This is a genomic window from Candidatus Accumulibacter sp. ACC005, from assembly GCF_907163215.1.
Lineage (GTDB): Bacteria > Pseudomonadota > Gammaproteobacteria > Burkholderiales > Rhodocyclaceae > Accumulibacter > Accumulibacter regalis.
This window is the reverse complement of sequence record NZ_CAJQUB010000012.1, coordinates 318,659-342,578: the sequence shown is the minus strand read 5'-3', so window position 1 is coordinate 342,578 and position 23,920 is coordinate 318,659. Positions and strand designations below refer to the sequence as shown.

The 23,920-nt window shown below is 66.4% G+C and carries 23 protein-coding genes; 13 read left to right on the top strand and 10 right to left on the bottom strand.

The features are described 5' to 3' along the window. Positions 1 to 23: 23 nt before the first annotated feature. From meaB to accC, 3 genes are all read left to right on the top strand, one after another. Positions 24 to 998: a methylmalonyl Co-A mutase-associated GTPase MeaB gene (meaB, locus tag QZ613_RS15355; protein ID WP_291983110.1), complete on the top strand. Its 975-nt coding sequence runs from the start codon at positions 24 to 26 to the stop codon at positions 996 to 998. A 92-nt stretch (positions 999 to 1,090) separates the two neighbouring features. Next, a complete protein-coding gene (locus QZ613_RS15350; RefSeq protein WP_043566185.1) occupies positions 1,091 to 2,623 on the top strand; it encodes an acyl-CoA carboxylase subunit beta in 1,533 nt (510 codons plus the stop codon). Positions 2,624 to 2,642: 19 nt separating this feature from the next. Further along, positions 2,643 to 4,631 carry an acetyl-CoA carboxylase biotin carboxylase subunit gene (gene accC / locus QZ613_RS15345; RefSeq protein ID WP_291983108.1) on the top strand — a complete coding sequence of 663 codons (1,989 nt, stop codon included), beginning with the start codon at positions 2,643 to 2,645 and terminating at the stop codon, positions 4,629 to 4,631. A gap of 267 nt (positions 4,632 to 4,898) precedes the next feature. Here accC and QZ613_RS15340 read toward each other — a convergent pair whose 3' ends face one another. From QZ613_RS15340 to polA, 10 genes are all read right to left on the bottom strand, one after another. Then, positions 4,899 to 5,360, bottom strand: a complete 462-nt coding sequence (locus tag QZ613_RS15340) for an ion channel (protein WP_291983106.1) — start codon at positions 5,358 to 5,360, stop codon at positions 4,899 to 4,901. A gap of 22 nt (positions 5,361 to 5,382) precedes the next feature. After that, positions 5,383 to 6,405, bottom strand: coding sequence for a DUF2955 domain-containing protein (locus QZ613_RS15335; RefSeq protein ID WP_291983104.1), 1,023 nt, complete (start codon positions 6,403 to 6,405; stop codon positions 5,383 to 5,385). 7 nt (positions 6,406 to 6,412) lie between these two features. Continuing rightward, complete coding sequence (locus QZ613_RS15330; protein WP_291983102.1) at positions 6,413 to 7,543, bottom strand: HlyD family secretion protein; 1,131 nt, start codon at positions 7,541 to 7,543, stop codon at positions 6,413 to 6,415. Further along, complete coding sequence (locus tag QZ613_RS15325) at positions 7,540 to 9,105, bottom strand: efflux transporter outer membrane subunit (protein WP_291983100.1); 1,566 nt, start codon at positions 9,103 to 9,105, stop codon at positions 7,540 to 7,542. The genes QZ613_RS15330 and QZ613_RS15325 overlap by 4 nt, the downstream gene beginning before the upstream one ends. Before the next feature lie 4 nt (positions 9,106 to 9,109). Further along, on the bottom strand, positions 9,110 to 10,246 hold the full coding sequence (locus QZ613_RS15320; protein ID WP_043566193.1) for an AI-2E family transporter: 1,137 nt from the start codon (positions 10,244 to 10,246) through the stop codon (positions 9,110 to 9,112). 387 nt (positions 10,247 to 10,633) lie between these two features. Then, complete coding sequence (locus tag QZ613_RS15315; RefSeq protein ID WP_042331811.1) at positions 10,634 to 11,146, bottom strand: DUF2242 domain-containing protein; 513 nt, start codon at positions 11,144 to 11,146, stop codon at positions 10,634 to 10,636. Continuing rightward, entirely contained in the window at positions 11,146 to 11,352 is a 207-nt protein-coding gene (locus tag QZ613_RS15310; protein WP_042331813.1) for a hypothetical protein, read from the bottom strand. The genes QZ613_RS15315 and QZ613_RS15310 overlap by 1 nt, the downstream gene beginning before the upstream one ends. A 53-nt stretch (positions 11,353 to 11,405) precedes the next feature. Further along, complete coding sequence (locus tag QZ613_RS15305) at positions 11,406 to 12,086, bottom strand: glutathione S-transferase family protein (RefSeq protein ID WP_043566274.1); 681 nt, start codon at positions 12,084 to 12,086, stop codon at positions 11,406 to 11,408. Between the two features lie 75 nt (positions 12,087 to 12,161). Next, a complete protein-coding gene (locus tag QZ613_RS15300; protein ID WP_291900702.1) occupies positions 12,162 to 13,559 on the bottom strand; it encodes a glutamate decarboxylase in 1,398 nt (465 codons plus the stop codon). Positions 13,560 to 13,677: 118 nt separating this feature from the next. Next, a complete protein-coding gene (gene polA, locus QZ613_RS15295) occupies positions 13,678 to 16,437 on the bottom strand; it encodes a DNA polymerase I (RefSeq protein ID WP_291900698.1) in 2,760 nt (919 codons plus the stop codon). 238 nt (positions 16,438 to 16,675) lie between these two features. On the opposite strand from polA, the gene QZ613_RS15290 reads away from it, so the two are divergent. The 10 genes from QZ613_RS15290 (at position 16,676) to QZ613_RS15245 (ending at position 23,915) form a co-directional block, all read left to right on the top strand. Further along, positions 16,676 to 17,044, top strand: a complete 369-nt coding sequence (locus QZ613_RS15290) for a DUF2782 domain-containing protein (RefSeq protein WP_291868718.1) — start codon at positions 16,676 to 16,678, stop codon at positions 17,042 to 17,044. 81 nt (positions 17,045 to 17,125) lie between these two features. Further along, positions 17,126 to 18,091, top strand: coding sequence for a homoserine kinase (locus QZ613_RS15285; protein ID WP_043566202.1), 966 nt, complete (start codon positions 17,126 to 17,128; stop codon positions 18,089 to 18,091). 36 nt (positions 18,092 to 18,127) lie between these two features. Then, positions 18,128 to 18,865, top strand: coding sequence for a BPSS1780 family membrane protein (locus QZ613_RS15280; protein WP_291868721.1), 738 nt, complete (start codon positions 18,128 to 18,130; stop codon positions 18,863 to 18,865). Between the two features lie 16 nt (positions 18,866 to 18,881). Next, entirely contained in the window at positions 18,882 to 19,664 is a 783-nt protein-coding gene (locus QZ613_RS15275) for a BPSS1780 family membrane protein (protein ID WP_043566205.1), read from the top strand. After that, entirely contained in the window at positions 19,657 to 20,331 is a 675-nt protein-coding gene (gene nadD, locus QZ613_RS15270) for a nicotinate-nucleotide adenylyltransferase (RefSeq protein WP_291900693.1), read from the top strand. Before QZ613_RS15275 ends, nadD begins: the two co-directional genes overlap by 8 nt. Before the next feature lie 7 nt (positions 20,332 to 20,338). Then, the gene (gene rsfS / locus QZ613_RS15265) at positions 20,339 to 20,722 is read left to right on the top strand and encodes a ribosome silencing factor (RefSeq protein ID WP_043566210.1); all 384 of its coding nucleotides are present in this window, start codon (positions 20,339 to 20,341) and stop codon (positions 20,720 to 20,722) included. Continuing rightward, positions 20,719 to 21,189, top strand: a complete 471-nt coding sequence (gene rlmH, locus QZ613_RS15260) for a 23S rRNA (pseudouridine(1915)-N(3))-methyltransferase RlmH (protein ID WP_043566212.1) — start codon at positions 20,719 to 20,721, stop codon at positions 21,187 to 21,189. The genes rsfS and rlmH overlap by 4 nt, the downstream gene beginning before the upstream one ends. After that, positions 21,189 to 21,812: a Maf family protein gene (locus QZ613_RS15255; protein ID WP_043566215.1), complete on the top strand. Its 624-nt coding sequence runs from the start codon at positions 21,189 to 21,191 to the stop codon at positions 21,810 to 21,812. Before rlmH ends, QZ613_RS15255 begins: the two co-directional genes overlap by 1 nt. Before the next feature lie 49 nt (positions 21,813 to 21,861). Further along, positions 21,862 to 22,524, top strand: a complete 663-nt coding sequence (locus QZ613_RS15250; RefSeq protein WP_043566217.1) for a response regulator — start codon at positions 21,862 to 21,864, stop codon at positions 22,522 to 22,524. Then, positions 22,524 to 23,915 carry an ATP-binding protein gene (locus tag QZ613_RS15245; RefSeq protein ID WP_043566221.1) on the top strand — a complete coding sequence of 464 codons (1,392 nt, stop codon included), beginning with the start codon at positions 22,524 to 22,526 and terminating at the stop codon, positions 23,913 to 23,915. The genes QZ613_RS15250 and QZ613_RS15245 overlap by 1 nt, the downstream gene beginning before the upstream one ends. Positions 23,916 to 23,920 lie beyond the last annotated feature (5 nt).

The following is a 23,920-nucleotide window of genomic DNA, read 5'->3' as shown; positions in this document are numbered from 1 at the left end:
TGACCCACTCTTCAACCGCTAGTATGGCCACGGCTGACCAGCATCTCGTCGACGGCGTCCTCGCGCGCCGTCGGCGAGCGTTGGCGAAAGCCATCACGCTCGTCGAGTCGACGCGCAATGATCATCAGCGTCGTGCGCGACAGGTGCTCACCGCGCTGCTCCCGCATACCGGACGAACCATCCGCGTCGGCATCTCGGGCGCACCGGGCGCCGGCAAGTCCACCTTTATCGAATCGCTCGGCCTGTACCTGATCGACGCCGGCAAGCGCGTCGCCGTGCTCGCCGTCGACCCGTCGTCGTCGGTCTCCGGCGGCTCGATTCTGGGCGACAAGACGCGCATGGAGTTGCTCTGCCAGCGCGACGAAGCTTTCATCCGCCCCAGCCCCTCGTCGGGTTCGCTGGGCGGGGTTGCCGACAAGACGCGCGAAGCGATGCTCCTTTGCGAAGCCGGCGGCTTCGACGTGATCATCGTCGAGACCGTCGGTGTCGGCCAATCCGAAACCACGGTCGCCGGCATGGTCGATGCATTCGTCCTGCTGCAGCTGCCGAGTCAGGGCGATGACCTGCAGGCCATCAAGAAGGGGATTGTCGAGATTGCCGACCTGATCGTCTTCAACAAGGCCGACATCGACGAACGCGCCGCCGCCGCCGCACGCAGTCAGATGCGCGCCGCGCTGACCATGCTGCGCAGCGCCAGCCCCAACTGGCGGCCGCCGGTGCTCACCTGCAGCGCGCTGGGCAAGCGCGGCATCGCCGAGTTCTGGGGCGAAATCGAGCGCTACCAGCGCCTGATGAGCGAAAGCGGCGAATTCGAACAAAAGCGCCGCCGCCAGGCGGTGGACTGGATGTGGAGCCTGATCGATTCCGGTCTGCGCCGCTACTTCCGCTCGCACCCGAAAGTCCGCGCCGCCCTGCCCGATCTCTTGAGCGACGTCGCCGAGGGGCGGACGACACCCGGAGCGGCAGCGTCACGGCTGCTGACGCAGATGAAGGAATGATTTCCCGAGTCGGATCAGGATAGTCCGACTCGCAAGCGCAGTTCTGATGTTTGAGTAGTTCTGATTGACCCGACCGTTAGGGAGTAGACCTTATGCACGACATTATTCGCCAGCTTGCAGAAAAGCGTGCGGCGGCGCGTCTGGGTGGTGGCCAGAAACGCATCGACAGCCAGCACAGCAAGGGCAAACTGTCCGCCCGCGAGCGCATCGAGCTGTTGCTCGACAGTGGCTCCTTCGAAGAATGGGACATGTTCAAGGAGCACCGATGTCACGACTTCGGCATGGCCGACCAGTCGGTTCCCGGCGACGGGGTGGTGATTGGCTGCGGGACGATCAACGGTCGTCTGATGTTCGTGTTTTCGCAGGACTTCACGGTCTTCGGCGGCTCGCTGTCCGAAGCGCACGCCGAAAAGATCTGCAAGGTCATGGACCACGCGATCAAGGTCGGAGCGCCGGTCATCGGTCTCAACGACTCGGGTGGGGCGCGCATTCAGGAAGGGGTCGCTTCGCTGGCCGGCTACGCCGACGTCTTTCAGCGTAACGTTCTCGCCTCCGGCGTCGTTCCGCAGATTTCGCTGATCATGGGGCCCTGTGCCGGCGGCGCCGTCTATAGCCCGTCGATGACCGACTTCATTTTCATGGTCAAGGACTCGTCGTACATGTTCGTCACCGGCCCGGAAGTGGTCAAGACGGTGACCCATGAAGACGTCACCGCTGAAGAACTGGGCGGCGCCGTCACCCATACCAGCAAGTCCGGCGTCGCCGATCTGGCTTTCGAAAACGACGTCGAAGCGTTGATGATGATGCGCCGCTTCATCAGTTTCCTGCCGTCGAACAACCGCCAGAAACCGCCGCGCCTGCCCTCGCAGGATTCCGCCGACCGCCTCGACTACTCGCTCGACACGCTGGTCCCGGACAACACCAACAAGCCGTACAACATCAAGGAACTGATCATCAAGGTCGCCGATGACGGTGATTTCTTCGAGCTGCAGCGCGAATACGCCAAGAACATCGTCATCGGCTTCGCACGCATGGACGGCTCGACCGTCGGCATCGTCGCCAACCAGCCGCTGATCCTGGCCGGCTGCCTGGACATCAAGAGCTCGATCAAGGCCGCCCGCTTCGTCCGCTACTGCGACGCTTTCAACATTCCGGTGGTGACCTTCGTCGACGTCCCCGGCTTCATGCCCGGCACCGCCCAGGAATACGGCGGCATCATCAAGCACGGCGCCAAGCTGCTCTACGCCTACGCCGAGTGCACGGTGCCGAAAATCACCGTCATCACCCGCAAGGCCTACGGCGGCGCCTACGACGTGATGGCTTCCAAGCACCTGCGCGGCGACGTCAACTTCGCCTGGCCGTCGGCCGAGATCGCGGTCATGGGCCCGAAAGGCGCGGTCGAAATCATTTTCCGCGAGGAGAAGAACGACCCCGCCAAACTCGCCGCGCGCGAAGCCGAATACAAGGAAAAGTTCGCCAACCCCTTCGTCGCCGGAGCACGCGGCTTCATCGACGACGTGATCATGCCGCACGAAACCCGCAAGCGGATTTGCCGCTCGCTGGCCATGCTGCGCGACAAGAAACTGGAAAACCCGTGGCGCAAGCACGGCAACATTCCGCTTTGATCCACGGGGAGAAATAGAGATGTTCAAGAAAATACTGATCGCCAACCGCGGCGAAATTGCCTGCCGGGTCATGAAGACCGCCAAGCAGATGGGTATCCAGACAGTCGCCGTGTATTCCGAAGCCGACAAGGACTCGATGCACGTGCTGATGGCCGACGAAGCAGTGTGTATCGGCCCGGCGCCTTCCAAGGAGTCGTATCTGGTCATCGACAAGATCATCGACGCCTGCAAGCAGACGGGCGCCGAGGCCGTGCACCCCGGCTATGGATTCCTCTCCGAGAACGAGGAATTCTCACGCCGCCTCGAAGACAAAGGCATCACCTTCATCGGCCCGAAGCACTACTCGGTGGCCGCGATGGGCGACAAGATCGCCTCGAAAAAGCTGGCCCTGGAAGCCAAGGTCAACACCATTCCCGGTCACAATGCGGCCATCGAGGACGCCGCCGAAGCCGTTGGCATCGCCCAGAAGATCGGTTATCCGGTAATGATCAAGGCCTCGGCTGGCGGGGGTGGCAAGGGCCTGCGCGTTGCCTATAACGACAAGGAGGCGTCGGAAGGCTTCGACGCCTGCCGCAACGAGGCGCGCAACAGCTTCGGCGACGATCGCGTGTTCATCGAGAAGTTCGTCGACGGACCGCACCATATCGAAATCCAGGTCATCGCCGACTCTTTCGGCAACACCGTCTACCTGCTCGAACGCGAGTGCTCGATTCAGCGCCGGCACCAGAAAGTCATCGAGGAAGCCCCGTCGCCGTTCATCGACGACAGCATCCGCAAGGCCATGGGCGAGCAGGCCGTGGCACTGGCCAAGGCGGTGAAGTACCAGAGCGCGGGCACCGTCGAGTTCGTCGTCGGCTCCGACAAGTCGTTCTACTTCCTGGAAATGAACACCCGTCTGCAGGTCGAGCACCCGGTCACCGAAATGATCACCGGCGTCGATCTTGTCGAGTTGATGATCCGCGTCGCCGCCGGCGAGAAGCTGCCTTTCGTGCAGGAAGACATCAAGCCCAACGGCTGGGCGATCGAGTGCCGGATCAACGCCGAGGACCCCTTCCGCGGCTTCCTGCCCTCGATCGGTCGCCTGGTCAAGTATCGGCCGCCCGAGAGCGTCGACGGACAGGTCCGTGTCGATACCGGTGTCTTCGAGGGCGGCGAGATATCGATGTACTACGACTCGATGATCGCCAAGCTGATCTGCCACGGGGCGACCCGCGAACAGGCCATCGGGCGCATGCGCGACGCGCTGAACGCCTTCGTGATTCGCGGCATTGGCTCGAACATCCCTTTCCAGGCGGCGCTGATGCAGAATCCGCGTTTTCTTTCCGGGATCTTCACCACCGCGTTCATCAGCGAAGAGTTTCCGAACGGCTTCGTCGCCGCCGACGTGGTGCACGACGATCCGGGCCTGCTCGCCGCAGTCGCCGCCTTCGGCCGTCGCCGCTACATCGACCGGGCAGTTCAGGTCAGCGGCCAGATGCCGGGGCACGAGCGCAAGGTTGGCAGTGGCTGGGTGGTGCAGATGGAGGGCAAGGACTACCCGGTGGTGGTCACCTCCATTCCTGGCGGTTACTCGGTGACCTACGGCGCGGATCGCTACGACCTCGTTTCCGACTGGAAATTCGGCGAACTGGTTTTCCGCGGCACCTGTAACGGCACGCCACTGTGCCTGCAACTCGAACGTATCGGCCTGCTCTACCGCGTCGTCCACTTCGGCAAGCAGGTCAAGGCGACGGTAATGACCGCCAATGCCGCCCGCATGCTGGCCCTGATGCCCAAGAAGGTGCCGCCGGATCTCTCCAAGTTCCTGCTCTCACCGATGCCCGGCCTGCTGCGTGAAGTCTCGGTCAAGGCCGGCGAGCAGGTCGCTGCCGGCGAAAAACTCGCCGTCATCGAAGCGATGAAGATGGAGAACGTGCTCAAGGCCGAACGCGATTGCAAGGTCAAGAAAATCGTTGCCACCGCCGGCGAAAGCCTGTCGGTCGATCAGGTGATCATCGAGTTCGAATAGGTCTGAGCCGGCGGCAGTTCGCCAACCTTCGAAGCCCGCCTCCCGGCGGGCTTCTTTCGTTGCGCTGCGCGCATTCTTCACCACCGCGCCTCGCCCACGGTGGTCCGTAGAGGCGCGTGGCGTCAAGCCCTGCTGGCGGAAAATGGATTGCCGGCGCCGGCCGTGATCCGGCTGCACGCTTCTCCGCGGTCGACCGCCCAGAGTCGACGGGCAGGCTCGCGCGCGCTGCGAACGAGCCAGGCGCCGCCAGAAAGGCGCAGTGCAGCCTCATCGGGTAGGCCGTTCGTGCCGATCGTCGTCGCGCGCGAGGTGTACCTTGATAAGGTGCTGCAGGACGGCCATCAGGGCCGCGCTGGTGATACCGAACATCAATACACCGTTGGCCGCCTCCAGTGCCCCCAGCAACTTCCACCGCTCGCTCATGACCACGTCGCCATAACCAAGCGAAGTGTAGTTCACCGCCGAATGGTAGACGGCCTGGTAAAAGGCGTCGAACTCTCCGAGGGCTATGAAGACGCCTCCCCAGAGGGCGATCTGCAGCAGGTTCCCGGCCATCATGATGATCATCACCACCAACAGCGGCCTGACGCCGGCCAGGACGCCATGCCGCGCCAGCTTGCGGGCGGACTGACGCATGTAGTAGCGGACACTCCAGAAGGTCACCGTCGCCTGCAACACCAGGCACACCAGCATCGTCGGCAAACCGATTGCCATATTCATCCAGGTCATGCCCATTCCCCGAGATCAGCTGTCATTGGAAAAACAAGGCCCGCGATCGCGCGGCGCGCCAGCGTTCGAGCGCCCAGACCATCGCCCAGGCGTACAGCGAAACCCCGATGAAGAGTCCGACGCGCACCGCTGACGCCTGCAGGACGGCGCTGCCGTTGGCGCTGTCCTCTACTGCCGGCCCGATCAGGATTATCGTCGTCACCAGCGCGTTGCTCCAGAAAGCCGGCGAAAGCGCGCTCGGCACGACGCGGTAGAGGCGGGCGCCGACCCACAGGGCGGCAGCTGTCATCCACAGCACCAGCATCCACAGGTTCGCCCACAGCGACAGGCCGACCCAAACGGCCAGCGCGATACCGGCCGCGGCCAGCGTCGATCCCACCAGTTCCAGGCCGGCCCTGCGCGTGTCGGTCGAACCCGCCTGCTGGCCCAACTGGGCGCTTTTAATGATCGTCGCCAAATACGACGACGGGTCGGTCAGCGCCAGAACGAACGCTGGCAGAACGACCAGCGTGCCGCGCAGCGCAATCCAGTTCGCCGTCTCGCGGTCAGCCACTGGCGGCGGCTTCTTTGCGGCTGGGCGCGGCGGATCAGGGAAAAACGCGTACGAGACGCCGCCGACCAGGCTGCCGAGGGCGACACCGAGCGCCAGCGCCACGGCGATGGCGGTCACCAGAGCCTGCTCGGCGACACCGGCGACCGGGATCATCGTGAAAGCGACCACGAGCACCATGGTCAGCGGATTGCCGGTGCGGATGCCGACGAAGAACAGACCGTAGAGGATGACGCCGGTCAGCAGAACGCCGGCCAGCGCGTAGTTTTCGAGCAGCGGCACCATCAGCACGCCCACCGAAACGAGTGCCGCAAGCACGGCGGCGATCGCCAACCCCCTGGCCGGCGGCAGCGGCGGACCCGGTTTGGACAGAACCATGACGGCCAGCAGGCAGACGACGTAGGGCAGCGGAAGCGCCGCGCCGTAGGCGACCAGCACGGCGAGGCCGAGGCCGACCGCCAGCCGCAACACCGCCTTGTCTGCCGGGGCAATCATCGGCGCTTCAGTAGAGGTAGGAGAGCAGGCTCATCAGCCGAATGTAGGCCGCGCCGAGCAGGTTCATGATGACGTTGTCACCGCTGTAGACCATCACCTCGGCCTGCCCGCCGGGGCGAACCCGGCCCAGCCGTGCCGCTTCGCCGGCGTCGAACTCGATCGCCACCGGGAAGCGCTGCGCCTGGCGCAGCCAGTCGCGGCTGTTCTCGATCGTCGGCAGCGTCCCCGTAGGCGCCTGCTGGCCCGAGCTGACGCCGCCGCCGACACTACGGACGCGGCCCTTGAGCACCTCGCCGGGGAGCACGTCGAGCACGATCGCCACCGCGTCGCCGGGATCGATGTTGCCGAGATTGTTCTCGGTCATGTCGGCACTGATCCACAGGTCGTGGTTGGCGATCAGGGTCATCGCCGGCGCACCTGCCTGGGCGAAATGGCCGACATCCGTGCGCAGGTCGGTGACCGTGCCGCGGGCCGGGGCGAGCACTTTCGTGCGCGCCAGGTCGAGCTCGGCATTTTCAACCGCCGAGCGTGCGCTGCGCAACTGGGCGTTACCCTCGCCGCTCTCGCCGAGCGCTTCCTGAGCCTTGCGCAGCTCCGCTTCGGCGGCCTTTGCCCGACTGCGTGCCTCGACCCCTGTCGCCTGTGCGACTTCGAGTCGGCGCACCGATATCGCGCCCGGGTCTTCGGCGTAGAGCGCCTCGTGCCGTGCGGCATCCTTTTCCGCCTTGACTTGATTGGCCTGCGCCGCCTGCAGCGAGGCGCGCGCCGCGTCCACCCCCGCCACCGCGGCATTGACCGAACTGCGCACCGATTCCAGGTCCGAGCGGCTGCGCTGCAACGCGATCCGGTATTGCTCCGGATCGATGTCGAACAGCGGCTGGCCGGGCTGCACCTCGTCATTATTCCGCACATGTACCGCCAGCACCTTGCCTGCCACCTCGGCGGCGACAGGCACGACGAAGGCCTGCACGCGCGCCTGCGTGGTATGCGGCGTCAGCCGGTCGGCGACGAAGTACCAGAGCAGGCTGCCGGCGATCAGCGCCAGCACGACGCTCGCGCCGACCCGCGTCGCCTTGCCCGGTTGCGCTTCGGCGTCGGTCGCGGGCGACGGGTCCTGGCTGGGCGATTCCTGGATCATCGTTCTTCCCTCTCCGGTGTGATCTGCGGCGGGGCGGCATCGGGTGGCGGCAGCGGCGCCGCCAGCAGGTCGTGCCACTCGCTGCGCTCGGCCATCGTCCCGCGCGTCGCGTCATCGACCAGTGGCCGGCTGCGCGCCTGCTGCCAGCCACCGCCCATCGCCTTGTATAGCGTGACCAGACTCTGTGCGACATTGCCCATGGCGTTGATCTGCCGCTCCTGCTGGCTAAACAGCGCGCGCTGCGAATCGAGGACGCGCTCGAAGCCGGCCATTCCCTCGCGGTACTGGAGAGTGGCAATATCGAGCGAGCGCCGCGCCGCCTTGACCGCCTCCTCGAGTAGGGGCACCTGGTCGCGGTTGGCGACGAAGCCGGCGGCGGCGTCATCGACTTCGCGCGCCGCCGCGAGCACCGTCCCCTGGTACTGCTCGTAGAGTGCCTGGAAGCGAGCGTCCTGGACCAGCACCTCGTTGCTCAGGCGGCCGTGATCGAAAACGTTCCACAGCAGGCTCGGGCCTATTCCCCAGGCGAGCGTGCGCGGCGCGCCGGACAGCGACGTCGCCGAAACACCGAGCGATCCCACGAGCGCGAGCGACGGGTAGAGGTCGGCGACGCTGACGCCGATCAACGCCGACTGCGCCGCCAGTTGCATCTCCGCTGCGCGCACGTCAGGGCGGCGGCGCAGCATCCCGGCCGGCATGTCGGCGACGACGGCGATCCCGGCCTGCGGGATGCGTTCCCGGCCCTCCGCCATTTCCGGCAGTGGGCCCGGCGGGCGGGCGAGCAGCACGGAGAGTGCGTTTTGCGTCTGGCGCAGGCTGCCCTCCAGTTGCGGGATGGAGGCAAGCGTGCTCAGGTACTGCGACTTCGCCTGCTGCACGTCGAGTTCGGAATCGGTTCCGTGCTTGAACAGCCGCTCGGTGATCTCCAGGCTGCGCTTCTGCAGCGCGGCGTTCTCGCGTGCGATCGTCAGGCGCAACTCGAGGGTGCGGATCGCGGCGTAGTATGAGGCCGTCTGTGCTGCCACCAGAACCTGTAGGTCGTCATACTGGGCGATGCTGGCGAAGTAGGCGGCATCGGCCGCTTCGATGCCGCGCCGGAATCTCCCCCAGAAATCGATTTCCCAGCCAACGCCGACACCGATGCTGTACGCCGTCAGCACGGTGTCCGGCCCGCTGCTCGCCTCGGTTCCAGTGCGCAGCACGGTGCCGGTCAGCTGCTGCTGTTGCGGATAGAGAAGGCTACCGGCGATAGCCAGTTGCGCGCGCGCCTCGAGGATGCGCATGCCGGCTGTACGCGCGCTCGGGTTGGCGCGCTGCGCCTCGGCGACGAGCGCGTCAAGTACCGGGTCGTCGAAATTGCGCCACCATTCATCGCCCGCCGCACGCGGACGCTCGCGCTTTTCCGCCGTCAGCGTCGCCAGCGAACCGCCCGACCAGCCGGCCAGCGCCGGCACCTCGGGCCGCTTGAAGTCGGGCCCGACCGCTGCGCAGCCGCCGAGCAACAGCGCGGCGGCAAGGGCGGGCAGGCGCGGACCGGTCGTGCCGGCGAAGCACCGCCGCATCGGCTCAGGCGGCGGTGGGGGATGAGTCGTTGGCGGCGGCGTGTGGCCGTGTCCGTTCCGGGTTGTCTGCCACCCAGCGCATGAAGATCTGGTAGCCCAGCGCCAGCAGCGTCGCGCCGATGAACATGCCGAGGATACCGGTCGTCGCCATGCCACCGAGCGCGCCGATCAGGATCACCGGCATCGGCGCATCGACGCCACGGCCGAGCATCAGCGGTTTGAGAACGTTGTCGGCCATGCCGCCGACGAACAACAGTACGGAGTAGGCGGCGGCAGCGACCGTACCGTAGTCACCGCTCGCCCAGATCCAGCCGATCACCGGCAGCGTGACGAGCAGCGCCGGCAACTGCGCGATGCCGAGCACAAGGATGACCACGGCCAGCACGCCGGCGAACGGGACGCCGGCGACCATCAGCGAGACGCCGATGATCAGCGCCTGGATACAGGCGATGCCGATGACGCCCGAGGCGACGGCACGCACCGTCGCCGTCGACAGCGCGGTGAACTCCTTGCCGCGGGCCAGCCCGGCGATACGTTCGAAGATCTCCAGCATCGCCTTGGCACCCGCTTCGCCCCAGGCCATCATGATGCCGGCGATGATGAACGAGAATATGAACATCAGCAGGCTGCCGCCGAGGCCGGCGACCATGCCCAGCGCCTTGGTCGCCAGTTCGCCGATCTTGGGCTGCATGGTCTTGACCAGTGCCGGCAGGTCAGCGTGCGCCTGCGACCAGAGCGCATGCGCCTTCTCGCCCACCAACGGCCAGGAGGCCACCCTGTCGGACGGCGCCGGCACCTGGAGCGTGTTGTCGCGCACGCTGTGGACCAGGCCTTGGACCGAATCGCCGAACTGGCTGGCCAGCATGATCGTTGGCGTGATGATGACGGCGACGGCGAGCAGCACGATCAGCGTCGACGCGAGCCCCTGCCTGCCGCCGATTCGGGCGGCGAGCATCTGGTGCAGCGGGTAGATCGTGATCGCCAGGATCAGCGCCCACAGCATCATCGTCATGAATGGCGAGAAGATCTTGTAGCACAGCAATACCAGCGCCAGCACCAGGGCGGCACGGATGAAGACGTCGAGCAGGCGACGTGACAGACGGTCTTCCAGTTCGTGGTCGGGTTCGCGGGGGGCGGTCATCGGGGTTTTCCTTCTCTGCGGCGGTGAACGGGACCGGCAACGCTGATGGCGGCACACCACCCCATGTGGTGGCGGCGTGAATGTAGCACACCGCGGCGCCGCGAGCAGCCGTCAATGGCCGATCCCGTGCCGGCATGCATCGCCACTTGCCGAAGAGCCCTCCCGTATGGCACCCGTGCGCACGAAGTGACGAAACGCCAGCTGGACGCGACGACCTTGTTGCATTGGCGTATTCGAAGAGAGACCGGACTGCTCGGCGACATGCCGGAAACGGGGGGAAAATCCGGGCCCGACGAACCTCTTGCGCAGGTAGACGGTCGGAGTGCGTTCCGCCGCTGGCGGGAGCTTGCAGCGCCCCGCCGAAGGCTAGCCCTTACTTGGCGGGCGCTACCGCTCGCCAGACAGCCCCCGCAGATTGTGCTCCATCAGCGAGAAAAAGCGCTCGTAGAAACGCCCGGCGGGGATCGTTTCACTGCCCACCTTGACCAGCGAGTCACCGGACGCCGTGAGCGGGATCGACAGCGAGCCGATCGCCGCAAGGCCGACGCTCGCCGAGTTCGGGTTCTTCTTGAGCGTGTAACGGTCCTGCACCGCGCTCACGTACGCCGTCGCCAGCTTGCCGCCCGTGCCCACCGGGGCGCAGACGACGTTGAAGACGATCTGCACATGCACCTCGCCCTCGGGCTGGAAGCTCTTGCTGCCGCTGACGAAATCGTGCACCTGCGTGGTCAGCCGGTAGCCCTGGCTAAGCAACGCGCGGCGCGCCGCTTCACAGGTTTCTTCGACGCTGGCGTCGAAGAGCCGCGAGAAGGTCTCGTCGGGTTCGAAACCTTCCTTCTGGTAAACGGCAATGCGGCTCGGCTCGGTCGTGCAGGCGGCCAGCAGAGCGAGCAACGCCATCACGGCCAGTCCTTGGCGAACCCGGGATGGCCGGCGGCACTTTTCCAGCCCGGGTGGTTGTTGCGAGGATTTCCTGCAAGTAGGCATCGCCATTCTCCGGTCGGCGGTAGTGCAAACAGCACATTATTCCAAAGCAATTCGGCGCCAGACTGCCGGCACATGGCGATGAACAGTACGCGCGCTGCGCGCAATTCGACCTCCTGCAAACCCCGCTCCCGCCATGATAGCCGACGCGCCACTGGATTCTCGCCCCACCGTCTCAGGCACGCGTTCGATAGGGCTCCTCGAAGTCCAGGAAGTCGTGCTCGGCCAGCGCATCGGTGGTCCAGGCGACGACAGCGGGGAGCGCCTGCACCTGCTCGACATAATCGTCGATCACCGGCGGAAGCGGTACGCCGTAGGTCACCAGCCGCTTGACCACCGGTGCGAAGAAGGCATCCGCGATGGTGAACCCGCCGAACAGCAGCGGACCACCATGTGCAGCCAGCAGTTCGCTCCACATTTGCACGAGTCGATCGACATCGCCTTGCACGTCCGCCTGCTCACGCAGAATGCGCTGCCCCACCTCGGGCAGGCCGGCCTCGATATTCATCGGGAAGTGGCTGCGCAAGGCGCCGAAACCGGCGTGCATCTCGGCACAGACACTGCGGGCGCGGGCGCGCGCCTGCCGATCGGCGGGCCACAGCTGCCGATCGGGATACTTCTCGGCGACGTACTCGGCGATCGCCAGCGTGTCCCAGACGGCAAAACCTTCATCCACCAGCACCGGCACGCGTCCGGCCGGACTGTGAAGGGCGAGTTCGGTCTTGAAGCGGGAGTCGGGCGTGAAGGAATCGAAGCGAAGCATCACTTCTTCGAACGGAATCTCCGCCTGGCGCAGCAGCACCCACGGGCGCATCGACCAGGACGAGTAGTTCTTGTTGCCGATAAAGAGCTGCATGGACATGGGTAAGATCCTTTCATTGACATGACGATCATGAACGGCGGCCGACACCGGGGGCGAAGCGCGCCTTGCTCAGTGATGGAATCCCGACGCCTCGGCGGCGCTCATTGGCGTCGGCAGCCGGTGTTTGCCGAAGTAATCGATGGCCCGCTGGATGTCCTCCACCAGCAGCGTCGCCAGATCGCGGCTGACGCCGTGACGGACGAGAATCCGCTGGATCACCAGATCCTGACGATTGGCCGGCAGCGCGTACGCGGGCACCTGCCAGCCACGACTGCGCAGGCGATCGGCCAGATCGTAGAGACTGAAGCCCGGATCGACGCCTTCCTTCATCCTCCAGCACAGGGCCGGAATTCCTGCGCCGCGATCACCGCCGTAGATGACCTCGAAAGGCCCTAGCCTGGCGATCCTGGCCGCCAGATAGGTGGCCGTTTCGTAGCAGGCGTTGTGAACCTTGCCGTAGCCCTCCCGGCCGAGACGGAGAAAGTTGTAGTACTGGCAAACGACCTGCCCGCCCGGCCGCGAGAAGTTCAGGGCGATGTCGCGCATGTTGCCGCCCAGGTAGTTCACCCAGAACACCATTTCCTCGGGCAGGTCCGTGGCTTCGCGCCAGATGATCCAGCCGACACCGAGCGGCGACAGTCCGAATTTGTGGCCCGAGGTGTTGATCGACCTGACGCGAGGGAGGCGGAAGTCCCAGACCAGATCCGGCGCGCAAAAGGGCGCGAGAAAACCACCGCTGGCTGCGTCCACATGCATCGGGATGTCCAGGCCCTGCTCGTTCTCCAGCTCGTCGAGCGCGTCGGCAACCGCCTGCACCGGTTCGTACTGGCAGGTGAAGGTCACCCCCAGGGTGGGCACGACGCCGATGGTGTTCTCGTCACAGCGCGCGAGCACTTCGTCGGCAGTCATCAGCAGGCGGTCGCCGTCCAGCGGAATCTCGCGCAGCTCGATGTCCCAGTAGCGAGCGAACTTGTGCCAGCAGATCTGGACCGGCCCGGTGATCAGATTCGGCTTGTCGATCGCCTTGCCCGCCGCTCTGCGTTTGCTCTCCCAGCGCCGCTTCATGGCCATTCCGCCAAGCATCGCCGCTTCGCTCGAACCGGTCGTCGAGCAGCCGACGGTATTCGCCGCCGCCGGCGAGTTCCAGAGGTCGGCGAGCATGTGCACGCAGCGCGCCTCGATTTCGGCGGTCTGCGGATACTCGTCCTTGTCGACCATGTTCTTGTCCATGCACTCGTCCATCAGCTGATGGACTTCGGGCTCGGCCCAGGTCTGGCAGAAGGTCGCCAGATTCTGTCGCGCGTTGCCGTCGAGCATCAGCTCGTCATGGACCACCGAGTAGGCATGGCGGGGATCGTGTTCCACCGCCGGGAAGCGGTACTTCGGCATGCTGACCGACAGGTCGGCCGAGGCGTAGACCTCGTCTTCGAGTTTCTCGCGAACGCTTTCTTTCTCGTGTAGGGGCATGCTTTCCTGCCTTTCGCGGTTGGTGAAGCGGGTTGTCAAGAGACGAAAAAGCGGTCGTTCTCCGCGGCGATCGCCGGCCAGCGGCAGACAGGGCGCTGCCGCGACCGCCGGCCCGGATTCAGTGTGCCTGGTCCCAGTTCGCGCCGACGCCGACGTCGACCAGCAGCGGCACGCGCAGTTTCGCCCAGTCGGTCATCAACCGCGGCAGCTCGCCGCGCACGCGCGCGAGTTCGCCGTCGGGGACTTCGAGAACCAGCTCGTCATGCACCTGCAGCAGCAGGCGCGAGTGCAGCCGCTCGGCGTCGAGCCAGCCCTGGACGACGATCATCGCCGACTTGATCAGGTCCGCCGCCGATCCCTGCATGGGCGCGTTGATCGCCGCCCGCTCGGCGCCCTGGCGCCGAGCGGCCTGACTGGAACGAATTTCCGGGAGCCACAGCCGACGCCCGAAAACGGTGTCCACGTAGCCCTGCGTTCTGGCCATCTCGCGCGTTCTCGCCATGTAGCTGGCGACCCCCGGGTAACGCGCGAAATAGCGCTCGATGTACGCTTGCGCGGCGCTGCGTTCGAGGTCCAGCTGGCGCGCCAGTCCGAAGGCGCTCATGCCGTAGATCAGGCCGAAGTTGATGACCTTGGCGACGCGCCGCTGATCGGGGCCGACGTCGCTCGAGGCGACGCCGAAAATCTCGGCGGCGGTTGCCCGGTGCACGTCTTCCCCCCGCGCAAAGGCTTCCAGCAGGCGCGGGTCCTGCGAGAGATGAGCCATGATGCGCAGCTCGATTTGCGAATAGTCGGCCGAGACGATCGAACTGCCCGCCGGGGCAATGAACGCCGCGCGGATACGCCTTCCTTCGGGAGTGCGCACGGGAATGTTCTGCAGGTTGGGATCGCTCGACGCCAGGCGACCGGTGACCGCCACCGCCTGCGCGTAACTGGTATGCACGCGCCCGGTCTGGCGATTGACCATTTTCGGCAGCTTGTCGGTATAGGTGCCCTTGAGCTTGGCCAGCTGTCGCGACTCGAGAAGGATCTTCGGCAGCGGATAGTCGAGCGCCAGCTCCGAGAGCACTTCTTCGTCGGTCGACGGCGTTCCCGACGGCGTTTTCTTCTTCACTGGCAGTCCCAGCGTACCGAAGAGGATTTCAGCCAGCTGCTTGGGCGAGTTCACATTGAACGGCTGCCCGGCCGCCGCGTGCGCCTGCGCTTCCAGCTCGAGCAGGCGCCTCCCGATCTCGCCACTCTGCGCGGCGAGCAATTGCGCATCGATGAGCACGCCAGTCCGCTCCATGCGGAACAGGATGTCGCGCACCGGCATTTCGATCGTCGCGTAGACGCGCGCCAGACCGGCATCGGCGGTGATCTGCGGATGCAGCCGGGCGTGCAGGCGCAGGCACAGATCGGCGTCCTCGGCAGCGTATTCGGCCGCCTGCTCGATGGCCACCTGGGCAAAGCTGATCTGCCTGGCGCCCTTGCCGCACAGCTCCTCGTAGGGAATCGTCGCCAGCCCGAGATGGCGCGTCGCCAGGCGACCGAGGTCGTGGCCGCGGGCGCCGTCCTTGCCCGACTCGAGGACGTAGGATTGCAGCAGCGTATCGTGCGCGACGCCGGCCAGCGCGATGCCGTGGTTGGCCAGGACGTGCTGGTCGTACTTGAGATTCTGGCCGATCTTGGCGTGCGCAGCCGATTCCAGCCACGGCTTCAGACGCGCCAGGGTCGCCTCGCAGGGCAACTGGTCCGGCCCGCCGGGATAGTGATGGGCAAGCGGCAGGTACGCCGCCTCGCCTTCGGCGACGGCCAGCGAGACGCCGACGATGCGTGCCGCGAAAGGGTCCAGGCTGGTCGTTTCGGTATCCAGGGCGGTCAACGGGCTGGCGCTGATCTTCTCCAGCCAGCGTTCGAAGGCCGCCTCGTCGAGGATCGTTTCGTAGCCTGCACGGTGCGCGTCGTCGGCCAGCAGGTCCGGCTGCGCCGGCGGGGTCAGCGCCGGCGGCAGCGCCCTGCCCGCCGCCGCGCCGCCATCCGGCCCCTCCTGCACCTCACGCAGCCAGGAGCGCATTTCGTAGCGGGCAAACAGCTCGGCCAGACGTTCCCGGTCGACCGGGCGTGGCCCGAGGTCAGTCAGCGCCAACGGCAGGTCGAGGTCGCAGCGAACGGTGACCAGGCGCCGCGCCAGCGGCAGGAAGTCGAGCGCGCGGCGCAGGTTCTGGCCGACAACGCCACCGATATCGGCCGCGGCGGCAATGACGCCGTCGAGCGAGCCGTACTGGCCGAGCCACTTGACCGCCGTCTTGGCGCCGACCTTGTCGACGCCGGGGACGTTGTCGACGCTATCGCCGACCAGCGCCAGGTAATCGACGATGCGCTCGGCGGGAACGCCGAACTTGGCGAGCACGCCGGCTTCGTCGAGCACCTCGTTGCTCATCGTGTTGACCAGCTTCACATGCGGACCGACCAGTTGCGCCAGATCCTTGTCGCCGGTCGACACCACCACGGCGACGCCCTGCGCCGCCGCCTGCTGCGCCAGCGTGCCGATGACGTCGTCCGCCTCGACCCCGTCGACGCTCAGTAGCGGCCAGCCGAGCGCGGCGATGGCGGCATGCAGGGGCTCGATCTGGCAGGCCATGTCGTCGGGCATCGGTGGCCGGTTGGCCTTGTACTGCGGGTACCAGTCGTCGCGGAAGGTCCGCCCCTTGGCGTCGAAGACACAGGCCTTGTAGGCGACGTCCGCGGCCTGGTAGTCGCTTTCCAGTCGGCGCAGCATGTTCAGCACGCCGTGCAGCGCACCGGTCGGCTCGCTGCGCGTCGTGCGCAGGTCGGGCATGGCGTGGAAGGCGCGGTAAAGGTAGGACGATCCGTCGACCAGGAGCAGGGTGGGCATCAGCGGCGAGAGAGCGAAGCGAAAGGGAAGCAAGGCGCAGCGAGGAAAAATCGGCTCTCCGCAGCGCGATGGCTGCGGCAAATCGCTGGCCGGCGATCAAGTGCTGGCAAATCCGCAAGCATTATCGCAGACTTCCGCGCGGCCACCGCGATCAGCGCCGGTGACTTGCCAATCTTGTACTGAGCACGACTTTGGCCGATGATGCTCACCGTTGGCTCAATCACTCGGAAACATGCCCATGCGCCGCATCCAGACCGCCCTCGTCGTGCTCTTCGTACTGTGCACACCCCTCGTCCTGACCTTCGCCGCCCTGCCCGCACTGGCGCAGGACAAAGCCAGCGCGCAGCCCTTGCCGGCAGTCCCGCCACCGCCCCCCGAAATGGCGCCGCTCGACGCCAGCTTCGAGCCCGAGGTGACGATCAAGAAACGCGAAGGCGACACCATCGAGGAACACCGGATCAACGGCAAGCTGTTCAAGATCAAGGTGACCCCCGCACACGGCGTTCCCTACTATCTGATCGACCGCAACGGCGACGGCAACTTCACCCAGACGACGATGGGCTCTGCCGATGTCAGCGTCCCGCAGTGGGTGATCGGCACCTTCTGACGCGCGACGGGTGACCGGCGCTGGCAGGCCCGGGCCTGCCGGCAGCGTCTACCACCACTTTTCACGGCTCGCGGGAACGCCATGTCGGTATTCACCCAGCTGACGACCACGCAGGTGGCCACCTGGCTCGACGCCTACCCCCTGGGAAGCCTTGAAACGCTGACCGGGATCGCCGAAGGCGTGCAGAACTCCAACTTCTTTCTGAGCACCAGCACTGGCGACTACGTGCTGACCATCTTCGAGGAAGTGGCGCCCGACCAGGCCCCGTTCTACATTCGGCTGATGGCCCATCTGGCGGCACACGCCATCCCCTGCCCGGCGCCCGTCGCCAACCGCCGCAACGAGTATCTGACCTGGCTCGGCGGCAAGCCGGCCGTCATCGTCAGCCGGCTTGCCGGGCGCTCCGAACGCGCGCCGAACCTCGCGCAATGCGCCGCGGTCGGCGCCATGCTCGCCGCGCTCCATCTCGCCGCGCGCTCGTTCCCGGCGCCGCAACGGCATCACCGCGACACCGACTGGTGCGCACGCGCGGCAAAGGAAATCGCCCCCTTCCTGGCGGCAGACGACGCCCGCCTGCTCGACGACGAGCTGCGCCATCAACAGGCGGCTCGCCCGGACGAACTCCCGCAAGGGCTGATCCACGCCGATCTTTTTCGCGACAACGTGCTCTTTTCCGGCGATCGCGTCAGCGGCGTGCTCGATTTCTATTTTTCCGGCGTCGACGATCTGCTCTTCGATCTGGCGGTGACCGTCAACGACTGGTGCGTCACCGCCAAGGCAACGCTCGACGGCCAACGCTGCGCGGCGCTGCTCGGCGCCTACGACGCCCGGCGACCGCTGTTGCCTGCGGAACAGGCGGCGTGGCCGACGCTGCTGCGCGCCGCAGCGCTGCGCTTCTGGGTCTCGCGCCTGCACGATCATCACCTGCCGCGCCCTGGCGACCTGGTCGCCCGGCGTGACCCGGACGCCTACCGCAGCATCCTGCAGGCGCGTGTTGCCAGCGGCGACGAGGCTCCCTGGCTTGCCTCGCCCGCCCAGGGCGACTAGCATCTGCATCCTTTTCCCGACCCCCCCACGACAAGCATGCAGGCCTTCCCGATACCCGCGCCGCAGTTCAACGGCGCCAGCCGCCGCGTCGGCGCCGGCAGCGCGCTGAACTGGCTGCAGCAAGGCTGGGCCATGTTCATCGCCAGACCCGGAGCGTGGATGGCGATGACGGTCATTGTCATCGTCATTTATGTTGGGCTGGCGACCGTCCCCCTGATCGGCCCACTCGCCGCCCACCTCCTGGCGCCGGTCCTCGCTGCCGGCATGCTCATCGCGTGCCAGAAGCTGGCACATGAGCAAGACCTGGCCATCAGCGACCTCTTCGCCGGTTTCCAGCAGCACACGTCCGCGCTGCTGACGCTGGGCGTGCTGTATATGCTCGCCATGCTGGCGCTGGCGGTGCTGGCAATGCTGCTCGCCGGCAGCGGCATGGCCGGGGCAATGATCATGCACAGCCCACTTGCCGCCGGTATCGCCTTCGGCGGCGTCGCGCTCGCCGGCCTGCTGTGGCTCCTGCTCTCGGTACCCATCGTGATGGCCATCTGGTTTGCCCCGGCGCTGGTCGTTTTCAACGCCATGGCGCCGGTCGATGCGCTCAAGGCCAGCTTTAACGCCTGCCTCAAGAACATCCTCGTGTTTCTGGTCTATGCTCCGCTGGTCATGGTCCTGTGCTTTTTCGCCACCCTCCCCGTTGGTCTCGGATTCCTGGTCCTTGGACCGGTCCTGGCCGGCTCCGTGTATGCTTCCTATCGTGACATTTTCCTCTCTGCCTGAACGGGCTGACTACAACATGCAAGCACTGACTCTCAACACCGCGCACGGCTGGCGCTGGCTGACCGAAGGCTTCCGGATTTTCCGGAAGAATCACCTGATGCTGACCTTCCTGGTCGTCAGCTACTGGATGCTGATGGCCATCGTGAATGTCATCCCGATGATCGGCACCGTCGTCACCACGCTGTGCATCCCGGCCTTCTCGGTCAGTCTGATGAACGCCTGCCGGAATATCGACAAAGGCGGACCGCTGGGCCCGCAAACGCTGTTCTCGGGGTTTCAGAAGAACCTGCGGGCGCTGATCACCCTGGGCGCCATCTACCTGGCGGCGACGGTCGGCATTCTCGCCGTCTCGTCCCTTGCCGACGACGGCGCGCTGATGCGCCTGATGCTCGCCGGCCACAAGCCCGACGAGGCGGTGCTGGCCAGTGGCGAACTGATGCGGGCACTGCAGGTGGCGCTGATTCTGCTCTGCCCGCTGATCATGGCCTACTGGTATGCGCCGATTCTTGCCAGCTGGCACGGGCTGTCGCCGGGCAAGGCCCTGTTCTTCAGCTTCGTCGCCTGCGCCCGCAACTGGCGCGCCTTCCTCGTCTATTCGCTGGCCATCGTCGTCGCGGCAACGGTCCTCCCGGGGCTGCTCCTCGGCACGCTCGCCGCCCTCCTGCCGGACGGTGCGGCGCTGCTCACGGTCCTGCTGACCGTGGTGTTGATCCTGATTCTCGCGCCAACGCTATTCGCCAGCTTCTACGTCAGCTACCGGGACGTCTTCGTCAGCAGCGACACGGCAAGCGATGCCTGAGAACCCGCGCGAGCGGCCACTGGGAATATTTGGCGGCACTTTCGACCCGGTCCATTTCGGCCACCTGCGGCTCGCCGAAGAAGCCACCGACCAGCTCCAGCTGGCCGGCGTGCGCTGGATTCCGGCCGGCCGGCCGCTGCTCCGCGAAGCCCCCGAGGTGACGGCGCGGCAGCGCCTGACGATGGTCCGCCTGGCCACCGCCGGGAACCCCAGCTTCGACGTCGACGCGGGCGAAGTCGACACCGACGGGCCAAGTTACACGGTGCTCACCCTCGAGCGCCTGCGTCAGGCCAGTCAGTTTGGCCACCAGCGCCCCCTGCTCCTGCTGCTCGGCGCGGACGCCTTCGCCGCCCTGCCCAACTGGTACCGCTGGCGGTCGCTGCTGGAACTGGCGCACATCGGTGTCGCCCATCGCCCAGGCTTTCCGATCGACGCCGCCAGCCTGCCGGCGGCACTGGCCACCTGCTATCGTGAGCGCTTCTGCGCCCAGCCGGCCGATCTGCGCCAAGCGGCCGCCGGCTGCATCGCCACCTTTGCAATGACCCCGCTGGGCATTTCGGCAACGCAGATTCGCCAGCTGCTGGCGCGCGGCAGCAGTCCCCGCTATTTGCTCCCCGATGAAGTCATCGCTTACATTCGCAACCAGAACCTTTACCCGGAGTATTGACTCGCCAATGAAACCTGTGCAGCTGGAAAAACTCGTCGTCGACGCGCTCGAAGACATCAAGGGCCGTGACATCGAGGTCATCAACACCACGCGACTGACCTCGCTCTTCGACGCCATCGTCGTCGCCTGCGGCGACTCCAACCGCCAGGTCAAGGCGCTGGCCCGCAACGTCCAGGAAAAAGCCCGCGAGGGCGGTTTTGAGGTCCTCTCCTGCGAAGGCGAGGAAGCCGGCGAATGGGTACTCGTCGACCTCGGCGATATCGTCGTACACGTCATGCAGCCGGCCATTCGCAGCTACTACAAGCTCGAGGAACTGTGGGGTGGCAAAGGCCCGGAACGGGTGCGCCGGGCAACTTCGGGAACGAAAGAGGCGGCTGCAGGCAAGGAATGAAGCTGGCCATCCTCGCCGTCGGCCACAAGCCGCCCGCCTGGGTCGCTCAAGGCTGTGCCGAATACGTCAAGCGCATGCCGCGCGAACTGCCGCTGGCGATCGTCGAGATCAAGCCCGAAGCGCGCGGCTCGAAAACCCGCGAGCAACTGTTGGCCGCCGAAAAGACCCGCCTGCTGGCGGCGCTGAACGGCTACCCGCGGCTGCTCGTCCTTGACGAGCGCGGTGCCGATCTGACCACCGTGCAGCTTGCCGAACGCCTGCAGGGCTGGATGCGCAGCGGCGGCGCGACGGCTTTGGTGATCGGCGGCGCCGACGGCATCGACGCCGAGATCAAGGAACGGGCCGACGAAACCATCCGCCTGTCGAGTCTGACGCTGCCACACGCACTGGCTCGACTGCTCCTCTGCGAACAGCTCTATCGCGCCATCAGCGTCGTTCGCAATCACCCCTATCACCGGGAGGGCTGATGTCATTCTCTCTACAGCACCGCCGCGTTCACCTGGCGTCACGCAGCCCGCGCCGACGGGAGCTGCTGGCGCAGATCGGCGTCGGTTTCGACACCATCGCCTTCCGCGATGCACAGCGCGGCGACCCCGAACTCGACGAAACGCCGCTGCCTGGCGAGGAAGCAGCGGCCTACGTCGAACGCGTCGCGCGTAACAAGGCCAGCCTCGGCTGGCGCATCGTCAACTGGCGCGGACTGCTCCTGCAGCCGGTGCTGGCCGCCGACACGAGCATCGAAATGGACGGCGAACTGATCGGCAAGCCGCTTGACGTGGACGACGCGCAACGCATCCTGCGCCGCCTTTCCGGGCGCACCCACCGCGTGCTGACCGCCGTCGCGGTGAGCTTCGACGGGCGTAGCGAACTGCTTTGCTCGCTCAGCGAGGTGCGTTTTCGTGAACTCGACGACGACGAGATCGCACGCTACGTGGCCAGCGGCGAACCGATGGACAAGGCCGGCGCCTACGGCATCCAGGGGCGGGCGGCGATGTTCATCGAGCATATCGCCGGCAGCTACACGGGCGTGATGGGTCTGCCGCTGTGCGAAACGGCGCAGCTCCTGAAACGCTTCGGCTACCCGCTCTAGCCGCGCCAGAGCGCGGCGCCGAGGAACGCGAAGAAAGGACACCGCTCCAGTGCGCATCCTGCTCGTCGAAGACGACGCCCTGCTCGGCGACGGCATCCGTGCCGGTCTCAAGCTCGCCGACTACGCGGTCGACTGGGTTCACGACGGCGACGCCGCGCGGCTGGCCCTGCTCGACCACGACTATCAGGCCTGCGTTCTCGATCTCGGTCTGCCCAGGCGCGACGGCCTGGCCGTACTCAGGGAACTGCGCGGACGCGGCAGTCAGCTGCCGGTACTGATTCTCACCGCGCGCGACACCAGTGCCGACAAGATCGCCGGCCTGGACGGCGGCGCCGACGACTACCTCACCAAGCCTTTTGATCTCCCCGAACTGCAGGCACGGCTGCGCGCCCTGATTCGCCGTGCGCGCGGCGCCGCGACGCCGACCCTGGCACACGCCGGAGTACTCCTCGACCCGGCCAGCAAGCGGGTCACCCGAAACGGTCAGCCGATCGCTCTCTCGGCCCGCGAGTACGCGCTGCTGTTGGACCTGCTGCGCCACAGGAACCACATCCGCAGTCGCAGCCAGATCGAGGAAAGCCTCTACGCCTGGGGCGAGGAGACCGGCAGCAATACGGTCGAGGTCCATATCCACAATCTGCGCCGCAAACTCGGCGCCGACTTCATCCGCACGGTGCGCGGCATGGGCTACCAACTGAGCGACGAAGGCTGATGGCCAACGAGCGCCGGGAGACCGGCCTGCACTCGCTGCGCTGGCGCCTGCTCGCCACCGTCGGCGTCGCCGCGCTGCTGGGCCTGGCCATCAGCGGCGTGCTCAGTTACGGACAGGCGCAGCACGAGGCCGAAGAAATGATGGACGGGCATCTGGCGCAATCGGCCAGACTCCTGCTGGCGCTGGTGAGCGACAACGAAGCCCATCTCGCCGAACTGGCGAAGCGCCTGGCGACGGTCAGCAACGAGCACGGCAGTGCCTACGAGCCGCCGCTGGAGTTCCAGATCGGCCGCGCCGACGGCTCGCTGCTGCTGCGCTCGGCGCACGCACCCGACGCACCGCTGTCCGGCACACCCGGCTATAGCGTCATCGAACACGACGGCCTTCCCTGGCGGATGCTGACCCTGGCGGCGAGCGCCGAACCCTCCGACTACCGCGTTCAGGTCGGCCAGTCGATCGCCCTGCGCGACCGTGCCGCGCTCGAGGTTGCCGGCCAGGCGGTGCTGCCGACGGCGCTGATTTCGCCGCTGCTGCTGGTCCTGCTCTACTTCTCGGTACGACGCGGGCTGAAGCCTCTCGACGAGCTCGCCGCCGACGTCGCTTCGCGCTCGCCGGAAAATCTCCGCCCACTGGCCACGGTCGATGCCCCACTCGAAGCGCAACCGCTGCTGCTGGCCCTCAACCGACTTCTGGGCCGGCTGCAAGACACGCTGGACAACGAAAGGCGCTTTACCGCCGACGCCGCGCACGAGTTGCGGACGCCGCTGGCAGCGGTCAGGATTCAGGCGCAGGTCGCCCAGCTGAGCAGGGACGCCGACGATCGTCAGCACGCCCTGACGCAGATTCTGGCGAGCAGCGACCGCGCCACGCGGGTCCTCGAACAACTCCTGCGCCTGGCCCGGCTCGACCCCCTGGGCGGACTTCCCAGCCGACAGGAAATCGACCTCGCCGCCCTGGCGCGACAGCTGTTTGCAGAATGCGGCGAGGGCACTGGCGCGTCGCCCGCGCGCCGTGTTCGCCTGCAGGCCGACGACTCGCCGCTGCTGGTCAGGGGCGACGCCGAGCTGCTGAAAATCGCCCTGCGCAATCTGCTCGATAACGCCTTGCGCTATACGCTGCCGGGCAGCACGATCACCGTCTTCGCCTGCCGCCATGCCGACGCCCTGTCGCTGGGGGTGGCCGACGACGGGCCCGGCGTTGCCGGCGAAGACCTGCCGCGACTGGTCGAACGCTTCTATCGCGGTGGCGATGCGCGCGGCGAAGGAAGCGGCCTCGGTCTGGCCATCGTGCAGCGCATTGCCGAACTGCACGACGCGCACGTGCAGCTGGAGAACCTCGCTGCCGGCGGCTTCACCGCTTCCCTGCGCTGGCCGCTGGCAGACGCGGGCTGAGGGGC

Bases quoted from the DNA above. Each gene is read 5' to 3' on its own strand.
- meaB (WP_291983110.1), top strand. From the start codon at position 24: ATGGCCACGGCTGACCAGCATCTCGTCGACGGCGTCCTCGCGCGCCGT.
- QZ613_RS15350 (WP_043566185.1), top strand. From the start codon at position 1,091: ATGCACGACATTATTCGCCAGCTTGCAGAAAAGCGTGCGGCGGCGCGT.
- accC (WP_291983108.1), top strand. From the start codon at position 2,643: ATGTTCAAGAAAATACTGATCGCCAACCGCGGCGAAATTGCCTGCCGG.
- QZ613_RS15340 (WP_291983106.1), bottom strand. From the start codon at position 5,360: ATGACCTGGATGAATATGGCAATCGGTTTGCCGACGATGCTGGTGTGC.
- QZ613_RS15335 (WP_291983104.1), bottom strand. From the start codon at position 6,405: ATGATTGCCCCGGCAGACAAGGCGGTGTTGCGGCTGGCGGTCGGCCTC.
- QZ613_RS15330 (WP_291983102.1), bottom strand. From the start codon at position 7,543: ATGATCCAGGAATCGCCCAGCCAGGACCCGTCGCCCGCGACCGACGCC.
- QZ613_RS15325 (WP_291983100.1), bottom strand. From the start codon at position 9,105: ATGCGGCGGTGCTTCGCCGGCACGACCGGTCCGCGCCTGCCCGCCCTT.
- QZ613_RS15320 (WP_043566193.1), bottom strand. From the start codon at position 10,246: ATGACCGCCCCCCGCGAACCCGACCACGAACTGGAAGACCGTCTGTCA.
- QZ613_RS15315 (WP_042331811.1), bottom strand. From the start codon at position 11,146: ATGGCGTTGCTCGCTCTGCTGGCCGCCTGCACGACCGAGCCGAGCCGC.
- QZ613_RS15305 (WP_043566274.1), bottom strand. From the start codon at position 12,086: ATGCAGCTCTTTATCGGCAACAAGAACTACTCGTCCTGGTCGATGCGC.
- QZ613_RS15300 (WP_291900702.1), bottom strand. From the start codon at position 13,559: ATGCCCCTACACGAGAAAGAAAGCGTTCGCGAGAAACTCGAAGACGAG.
- polA (WP_291900698.1), bottom strand. From the start codon at position 16,437: ATGCCCACCCTGCTCCTGGTCGACGGATCGTCCTACCTTTACCGCGCC.
- QZ613_RS15290 (WP_291868718.1), top strand. From the start codon at position 16,676: ATGCGCCGCATCCAGACCGCCCTCGTCGTGCTCTTCGTACTGTGCACA.
- QZ613_RS15285 (WP_043566202.1), top strand. From the start codon at position 17,126: ATGTCGGTATTCACCCAGCTGACGACCACGCAGGTGGCCACCTGGCTC.
- QZ613_RS15280 (WP_291868721.1), top strand. From the start codon at position 18,128: ATGCAGGCCTTCCCGATACCCGCGCCGCAGTTCAACGGCGCCAGCCGC.
- QZ613_RS15275 (WP_043566205.1), top strand. From the start codon at position 18,882: ATGCAAGCACTGACTCTCAACACCGCGCACGGCTGGCGCTGGCTGACC.
- nadD (WP_291900693.1), top strand. From the start codon at position 19,657: ATGCCTGAGAACCCGCGCGAGCGGCCACTGGGAATATTTGGCGGCACT.
- rsfS (WP_043566210.1), top strand. From the start codon at position 20,339: ATGAAACCTGTGCAGCTGGAAAAACTCGTCGTCGACGCGCTCGAAGAC.
- rlmH (WP_043566212.1), top strand. From the start codon at position 20,719: ATGAAGCTGGCCATCCTCGCCGTCGGCCACAAGCCGCCCGCCTGGGTC.
- QZ613_RS15255 (WP_043566215.1), top strand. From the start codon at position 21,189: ATGTCATTCTCTCTACAGCACCGCCGCGTTCACCTGGCGTCACGCAGC.
- QZ613_RS15245 (WP_043566221.1), top strand. From the start codon at position 22,524: ATGGCCAACGAGCGCCGGGAGACCGGCCTGCACTCGCTGCGCTGGCGC.